Annotated in this window: 8 protein-coding genes and 1 pseudogene; 3 read left to right on the plus strand and 6 right to left on the minus strand. The window is 62.7% G+C overall.

Annotated elements, in window-relative coordinates:
• Positions 1 to 6: 6 nt before the first annotated feature.
• The 5 genes and pseudogenes from NN5_RS23270 to NN5_RS23285 all read right to left on the minus strand — a co-directional run bounded on the left by NN5_RS23270 (position 7) and on the right by NN5_RS23285 (position 5,921).
• Positions 7 to 294 (minus strand): hypothetical protein, encoded by a 288-nt coding sequence (locus tag NN5_RS23270; protein ID WP_037487381.1) that lies wholly within the window; start codon positions 292 to 294, stop codon positions 7 to 9.
• Positions 291 to 650 carry a hypothetical protein gene (locus NN5_RS23275; RefSeq protein WP_223308245.1) on the minus strand — a complete coding sequence of 120 codons (360 nt, stop codon included), beginning with the start codon at positions 648 to 650 and terminating at the stop codon, positions 291 to 293. Before NN5_RS23275 ends, NN5_RS23270 begins: the two co-directional genes overlap by 4 nt.
• 103 nt (positions 651 to 753) lie before the next feature.
• Positions 754 to 4,572, minus strand: a complete 3,819-nt coding sequence (locus NN5_RS23280) for a beta strand repeat-containing protein (RefSeq protein ID WP_169801048.1) — start codon at positions 4,570 to 4,572, stop codon at positions 754 to 756.
• Between the two features lie 15 nt (positions 4,573 to 4,587).
• Positions 4,588 to 4,707: pseudogene (locus tag NN5_RS27230) on the minus strand (putative Ig domain-containing protein); the annotation flags it as partial.
• Between the two features lie 42 nt (positions 4,708 to 4,749).
• A protein-coding gene (locus NN5_RS23285; protein ID WP_373280354.1) for an IS3 family transposase occupies positions 4,750 to 5,921 on the minus strand; the annotation gives its coding sequence in 2 pieces (ribosomal slippage) (positions 4,750 to 5,648 and positions 5,648 to 5,921; 1,173 coding nt in all).
• 17 nt (positions 5,922 to 5,938) lie between these two features.
• Between NN5_RS23285 and NN5_RS23295 the strand changes: the two genes are divergently transcribed.
• The 3 genes from NN5_RS23295 to NN5_RS23305 are packed head-to-tail and all read left to right on the plus strand — an operon-like array spanning position 5,939 to position 7,148.
• The gene (locus NN5_RS23295) at positions 5,939 to 6,331 is read left to right on the plus strand and encodes a GGDEF domain-containing protein (RefSeq protein WP_081796486.1); all 393 of its coding nucleotides are present in this window, start codon (positions 5,939 to 5,941) and stop codon (positions 6,329 to 6,331) included.
• A 38-nt stretch (positions 6,332 to 6,369) separates the two neighbouring features.
• Positions 6,370 to 6,747, plus strand: coding sequence for a hypothetical protein (locus NN5_RS27100; protein ID WP_223308244.1), 378 nt, complete (start codon positions 6,370 to 6,372; stop codon positions 6,745 to 6,747).
• Positions 6,748 to 6,755: 8 nt separating this feature from the next.
• Positions 6,756 to 7,148 carry a response regulator gene (locus tag NN5_RS23305; RefSeq protein ID WP_037487386.1) on the plus strand — a complete coding sequence of 131 codons (393 nt, stop codon included), beginning with the start codon at positions 6,756 to 6,758 and terminating at the stop codon, positions 7,146 to 7,148.
• A gap of 210 nt (positions 7,149 to 7,358) precedes the next feature.
• Here the strand turns inward: NN5_RS23305 and NN5_RS23310 are convergent.
• On the minus strand, positions 7,359 to 7,787 hold a 429-nt coding region (locus NN5_RS23310; RefSeq protein ID WP_217998763.1), incomplete at its 5' end, for a CZB domain-containing protein.

The following is a 7,787-nucleotide window of genomic DNA, read 5'->3' on the forward strand; positions in this document are numbered from 1 at the left end:
CCGCGGCTATTGTCCGCGAACAATGAAGCGCTCCGCTACTTGAAGTGCATGCGAAATAGCTTTTTGCGTGCGGGGAAATCGATCGCGAAGTCGGGGTTCCGGGACATCGCGCCCATGTTCCGAAACACGGGTGGCAACCCGTGCGATGGAAAGTTCGACGTTCACAAGCCGTACGAAAATCAGAAGGACGAAATAGCCGGCATTCTGTATGTCGGCAAGGATGATCGCGAGGGGCTTCTTGCGCTTTTCCTGAGTTTTGCGAACCTCGCGGATCGCCTCGTTCGCGGTCGTCAATCGATCGCCTGGAACGCGTCGTCGACGATTGTTCCTCGCTCCGTCTTCCCGTTGAGTTGGCGGATAAGGATATCAGGATTATCGCTGTCGACAGAGAACAGGGGGACATTCTTCTTGGTTCGCAAGACAGTGCCGGGCCGCGCAAGCCGCCTGGCGACGCGTTCGAGGGCTTGCGTGCTCAGCTTGACATTGCGCTCGACCGAGGCGCGCGGGGGGGCTGGAGCTGTCACCGTGACGTCACCGAAACGCACGCGGCGGGTCTTCGCCTTGGGTACTTTCGGATCGATTACGGATTTCGTTGCCAACTTGGCCTCCTTGCCTGGACGGTCGCTATCACACTCATAGATATAACCCATGAGCGAGCAATCGATAGAGGTGGGGCGGCCGGGTGCCGAATCGCGGCGGCGGAGCAGCAGGGGTAGATCCCGATCAACTGCTCGCTTCCGTGCCGCATTCCGATCAGGCGACGAGATCGATTGGCCTTGGCGCTTCCTGCTTCCAATGGGTGAGACCGTCGCCCGCGCTCTTCGCTCCGAAAGTGACCATGCCCTGTACCAGGGAGGCGACGAGCTGATCGACTTTAACCGCTGTCGGATCCGCGGGCGCGGGAGCTAGCGCCTCTGCGAGCGGATCTTCAGGCATGAGCCTGGCGATGGCTGGCGGAGATTCGAGAACGCGAACGAGATTGCGCCGGCGCCATGCGAGGCTGCCGATTTGATCGCTATTGTCGTCACTGGCTGCTTCCAGAGCGGAGGAGAGCGCGTCTGCCGCCTGGAAAGGATCAATCGCGTTCGTGCCGATGCCGTCCACGCTCGCAGCTAGCGCGTTGGCGTCCGGACGCTGTTCGTCAGCAGGCGTCGCGGCCGGCGCTGCCGCGGAGACGTAAGTGAGGGCGGCGTCGACGAATTCGGCGGTCGTGCCATCGCTGCGGGTAAAGCTGCCCTTGTTGACGATCACGGCGTCACCCAGTTGGTAACGCGCCTCGTTGGCGGTGCCTTCAAGATTGATCGACTGGACGCCTGAGCCTCCGAGCGTCGCGATCTCGCCTTCGTCGACGGCTCCATCGCCGTCGCGATCCTGCCAGACCCCGAACTGCGCAAAGCGGTCATCGGCGGCCGACAGAATTCCATCACCATTGCTGTCGAAAGCGCGCAGCCCGGCAAGGTCGCTGGCCGCGCCGGGGACATCGTTCACGAAGGTGAACTCGCGGGCGTCGGTCAGTGTGCCATCGCCGTCGCGGTCGAGGAACAGCATGCCCTCGCCGGTTCCCATCCAGCTCGTATCGTCGGTAAGACCGTCGCCGTCCATGTCGTAGCGGGCATTGCTGGCCGAGGCGGCGATCGTGGTCACGCCGCCGCCATCGAGATCGAGAATGACAGGCGCAGCCAGGCCGACCTGCTGTCCGTCCTTGAACTCGGCTACCTCGACGCCAACCAGCGTGTCCGTTCCGTCGTTGCCGTCTTCGCCCACAGCATTGTCCACGATCTGGATGTTGCCGCCCGTCGCGGTGATTGAATAGGAGGATGCAAGCCCGGCGAAAACCGCGACGTCCGTTCCGTCGCCGCCGTTGATCGTGTCGTCCCCGCCGCGGCCGGAAATCCGGTCGTTGCCAGCGCCGCCGCTCAGTACATTGGCTGATCCCGTGCCTGCGATCACATCGTTGCCAGCGCCAGTCTCGACGTTTTCGAAATCATAGACGCCATCGCTCTCGGTTCCGGAGGTCGCCGAGTTGGCGGCGAGGTCGATCGCCCATGGCGATGCCGATGCCGCATAGGTCAACGTGTCGATGCCCGCTCCGGCATAGACCATGTCGTTGCCGGAGCCAGGCGCAATTACATCGTCGCCCACGTCGCCGGTGACCATATCATTGCCCGCATCGCCGTAGATCACGTCGTTTCCGTCGCCTGCGTAGATGTAGTCGTCGCCATTTCCGCCGGACATCTGATCTGCGCCCGCGTCGCCGGTCATGGTGTCGTTGCCGTCACCACCTTCGACGACGTCGTCGCCGATCCCGCCATAAAGCTGGTCGGTTCCCGCGCCGCCCGACAGTACGTCGTTGGCATCGCCGCCAGTGAGCGCATCGTTGCCGTCTCCGCCGTTGAGGACATCTGCTCCAGCGCCGCCGTTTAGCTGATCGTTGCCAGCGCCCCCGAACAGGGTATCATTGCCGCCTTCGCCGTTCAGGATGTCGTCGCCCTCGCCTCCATCGAGGAGGTCCAGGCCGTCGCCGCCGTTCAGCCCGTCGTTTCCGTCGCCACCGAGAAGAGTGTCGTTGCCGCTGCCCCCGTTCAGGGTGTCGGCACCGGCACCGCCGTCGAGTATGTTGGCTGCGCTCGTGCCTGTCAGTGTATCGCTTCCAGAGCCCGCGCGGACGTTTTCGACATTCGTGATCGTGTCGGTCTCGCCGCCAGTCACGCCTTGCGCGGTAGTGACCGCGAGACTGATGCTGAGGTTGCTCGAATAGGTCGAGTAATCGACCCAATCGACACCAGCTCCGCCATTGAGGCTGTCGTTCCCGGCGCCGCCGATCAAGACATCGTCTCCCGCATCGCCGGTGAGGGTGTCGTTGCCCTCTCCGCCCAGCAAGGTGTCATTGCCATTGCCGCCGGCGATGACGTTGGCGGCGGCGTTGCCGACGATCGTGTCGTCGCCTCCATTGCCGCTGATCCGGGTGATCGCACTCAGCGTTACGCCGGTGAAGTCGAGGCTATCGGCATCGTCGCTGCCCGCGATCGTAACGCCGGTATAGCTGCCGCCCGAGATGGTCTCGATGTTGGAGAAGGCGCCGAGCCGGATGACGGCATTGTTTGCGAGCGCGGCGATGGTGTCGGTGCCAGCGCCGCCGTCGATCGTGTCACTGCCCGCCGCCGAACCGGTGAACTGGAATATGTCGTTTCCGTCGCCTCCCAGCAGGGTGTCATTTCCGGCAGAGCCGAGGATCGTATCGTTTCCGGCAGATCCGGTGATCGCGTCGTCTCCCGCCCCGCCGTCGATCTTGGAGATCCCGACCAGGGTCGAGAGGCTGAAATCGAGCGTATCATCATCCGCCGAACCGCGGATATAAACGCCCGAGTATCCGCCTGCCGTGATGCTCTCGATTCCGGAAAGGCTGGTGAGGCCGATGGCAGTGTTGTTGGCGGTCGCGCTGATCGTGTCGACCCCCGCTCCTCCGGTGACCGCATCATAGCCTTCGCCGGTGCCCTTGACCTGGAAAAGATCGTCGCCGAGCCCGCCGTTCAGCAAATCGTCTCCCGCGCCGCCAATGAGTGTGTCGTCGTCCTCTCCGCCGTCCAGGGCGTCGTTGCCGGCGTCACCGTGGATCTTATCCGCTCCGTCCGATCCGACGATGATATCGTCGCCGTCGAGACCCTTGATCGCTGAAATCCCGGACAGGGTGACGCCGGTGAAATCGAGCGCGTTGCCAAGGTTTGTTCCGGTGACGGTTATGTTCGAATAGCCATTCGCCGAGATGGTCTGCAGTCCGACCGTCGAGCCGATTCTGAGCGCCTGGCCGTTGATTCCGGCCGTGAGCGCCGAGGGCTGGCTGACGAAGAGGAAGTCGTCGGCCGTAAGATCCATGAGCGTGACGTCTTCGATGACGATCGCCGGACGGCCCGCGATCGCAATTTTCACATCATCGCCAACCTGCGACATGAAGGGCGTAATATCGGCGAATGAGGTGAGGCCGTCAGAGCCGTTGAGGAAAACGAGCTTGTCGGCGCCGTGATGGAAATCGCCGATCGTCGCCCAGAGCTCTTCCCACGCCTCGGCTTCCAGCATCGCCGAGTCGAACACGAAATAGTCATATCCAGCCCCACCGAAGGCATAGCCCTGTGTGCCGAAGAGCTCGATGACGGGCAGGCCCTGAAGCGAGACTTCGACGTTGGCGCCATGTTGCGCCATGTGAGCCGTCAGATCGGCGAAGCTTTCGACCCCGGCGGTGCCGTTGACGATCCCGATCCGGTCGATGCCGTTTTCGAAATCGGTAATCGTCGCCCACGTGTCGGCATCGGTGCCGGCGAGCAACGAGAAGCCGTCGAAGATGAAGGTGTCGGCACCCGCGCCGCCATCGCCAGACCCGCTGTATGACATGAACTCGAGGATGTCGTTGCCGTCCTCGCCATGGAGCCCGATATTCCAGCCATCCGCGGTCATGTAGTCGTCGCCGCCAAGAGCCCAGATGTCGCCATTCTGGTCGCCGCGGCCGACGACGCGGTCGTTTCCTTCGGTGAACAGAGTCCACTGCGATGGACGTAGTTCGGGCCCGGTCGGCAACATGCCCACTGTGAGCGTGAACACGTCGCTCGTCGCAAGGCTGCCGTCGCTCGCGGTGATGCGGATAGTGTAATCGCCAAGAGCGCCGGCGGCGACCGTTCCCGTGAGGTGGCCATTCGCGAATGTGAGCCAGGACGGAAGAGCCGTGGACTGCCCGCGATGATTGGTCCGATTGCATAGTTAGCTGATCCGGATTTCTGATGCCAGCCTGGGCGGGAGGCGGAGCGTAGCGGAGCCGAGCGGCCAGGCTGGCATCTTGACTGTTTCCGGGGCTGGAGGGCGGTAGCCGAGGCTGCTGTGTGGGCGCAGTCGGTTGTAATGCTCGCGCCACCAGCCCGTGACGCAGCGGACCTCCTCCAGGCTGTAGAAGATCTCGCCATTGAGCAGTTCATCGCGAAGGCGGGCATTGAAGCTCTCGATATATCCATTCTCCCAGGGGCTGCCGGGTTCGATGTAGAGGGTGGTGACACCGAGCCGACCCAGCCACTCTCGCACCGCATGGGCGACGAACTCGGGACCATTATCGGACCGGATATGTTCAGGCGGCCCATGCTCGATGAACAGGTCGGCCAACACGTCGATCACGTCGTTGGACCGGAACCGTCGCAGCGGCACCATCGCCAGACATTCGCGGCTGAACTCGTCGATGATATTGAGCATCCGGAACTTGCGTCCGTTGCGCGTCTTATCCTCGACGAAGTCGTAAGACCACACATGCCCGCGATGCTGTGGCCGCAACCTTATACACGACCCATCGCCCAGCCAGAGCCGACGTCGTTTCGGTTGCCTCTTCGGCACTTTAAGACCCTCCCGCCGCCAGATGCGTTCCACTACCGACAAGCTGACCTGCCAGCCTGCATGGCCGAGCAAGGCATGGATACGGCGATAGCCGTACCGGCCATAATCCCTGGCCAGCGCGATGATGTCGGCCGTCAGATGCCGTTCGTCGGCATCATCCTTGGGACGATGTCGCTGCGTTGAACGATGCTGAACCAGAACACGGCAGGTCCGCCGCTCCGATACCGGAAGAACCCGGCGGACCTGCTCGATCGCTTCACGGCGACGGGAGGGACTCAAAAAGTCAGCTTCGACGCCTCTTGCAGGATCGCCTTGTCCAGCGCCAGATCCGCAACCAGCTTCTTCAGCTGCGCATTTTCCCGCTCCAGATCCTTCATCCGACGCACCTGGTCGACCTTCAGGCCACCATATTCCTTACGCCACCTATACAGCGTCTGTTCGGCAATCCCGATCTGCCGACAAGCCTCGACGGCGGTCCCGCCTCGACCGACAATCACATCCACCTCACGCAGCTTCGCGATAATCTGCTCCGGCGTAAATCGCTGACGTCCCATACATTTCTCCAATTCTCATGCCCAAACGGGCTCTCTTCAGAATTGGACCAATTTTCTCAAGGCAGATCATGCGACGGGAAGATCTGATCGGACGGATCGGCGGAGACGAGTTCGCCTTGCTGGTGCGCGTGCCAACGATCATCGAGGGGCAGGCATTCGCCCGGGATATTCATGCCCGTCTGTCGTCCGTGCTGGCGGACACCTCCTATCCGGTCACCTGCAGCATGGGTGCGCTGCTGATCCCGCCTGATGCGAGCGGCAATGCCGCCGAACTGATGCACGCGGCCGATCTCGCGATGTACTGCGCCAAGCGCGGCGGGAAGAACGCGATCGAGATTTCGAGGGCAGGGGAAAGCAAGGGCGAGGTTGACCGGCAGCGCCTTGGGGAACAGCGTGAGGGGTTCGCATGAAGGACGGGCCTACTCTACAGCAAAGAGCCGCTGGTCTCATGCGGATCGCGCTCTCGATGCTCGACGAGGCTGGGGAGGCCACGGCGGCAGCGCAGGTGCAGGCGGCGATCGATAGCCTCGGGCGGGTCGACCCGGCAGAGCCGGATGAGGGTTTGCTTGCCGAAGCTGCGGCGCTGTCCGATCCGACGCTCATAAGGGCAATGGGCGGTGCCCTTTCGGTGCTGGGCGTGCTCATGGCGCGCCGAGGAGAAATCGGGGTCGATGAGCTGGCGAACATTCTCGGCATCTATGCGGTGACCACCGCGGAATCCGCACGTAATGAAGGATTGATCCTGGGATATTGGGCCGGGATGCTCCGCGACGTGGCGCAATGCATAGATGGCCAAAGCGGCACCAAAGAAAAAGTAGCGGAGTAGGTGAGATGATGGGGGCGACAAACGGCTTAGGGAACCGCGAACTTGGCGCGGCGCTCATCGTTGAAGATGAGCCTTTGGTCCGCGCGATGGCGGCCGACATCTTCATGGACCAGGGATACCGGATCCATGAGGCGTGCAATGCCGCCGAGGCGCTGACGATCCTCGAGGGTAGGGACGACATCCGGGCCGTGTTCACCGATGTCGAGATGCCGGGCGAGATGAACGGGCTGGCTCTCGCGACCGCTATCAGAGAGCGATGGCCCGACATCATTGTCCTCGTGACCTCGGGTCGGGTCTGGCCCGGCGATGGCATGATGCCGATCGGCACGGACTTCATCGCGAAGCCCTATCGCTCGAGGGACATCGTCAGCAAGATCGAAGCGCTCGCCCGGCCTGCATAGGACCGCACGCGACCTTCTGACACCCTGATCTCAACGCTTACCGGCCAAATGAACCGGTGAGCTTGGGGCCCGCCAATTCGTTCGCGGCGCAGCCTCTCGCGAAGGAGTAGCAGACCCCGGGCGCCCGCGCGCGGATGAGGACAGGCGCCGGAGGCTCGATTTCACCGCGTAATCCCGCAACATTTCCTGAAGCGGACGAACGGCGCCCGCTCAGTGTCGGCTGGCCGCCAATGCTTCGCCCTTCCATTTGGCGAGAGCGCGGACAAGCTTTTCCGATCGCGCGGTGAAGTCGCCTTCGAGCAAAGCGTTCGCGTCCGCCTTGCGGCCTTCGAGCGCATGGGTGAGGACGTCGGCGGCCGTGCTGTGGAACTCGGCATGGAGACGTCGGACCACCTTGTAGGGCATCCCGCTCCTGACCTGCACGTCCATCGTCGGGCTGTGCAGCCATTTGCCCAGGGCGCATCGGTCGTCACAGCGTACCTCCGAAGGCCTCGCGTCGCTGCTTCCCGTGGCGATGGCAGTGCGCAGCCTGAGCTTCCAGGCTCCGTGGGCGCCAATCGCGTCGGTAATATTCTGGACAAAATCGCTGGACATAGCTCCTCCGTTCTCACGCGGCAGCCATGAAGCGGAACCAGTAAG

Origin of the sequence: Novosphingobium naphthalenivorans NBRC 102051, assembly GCF_001590985.1 — a bacterium.
GTDB lineage: Bacteria > Pseudomonadota > Alphaproteobacteria > Sphingomonadales > Sphingomonadaceae > Novosphingobium > Novosphingobium naphthalenivorans.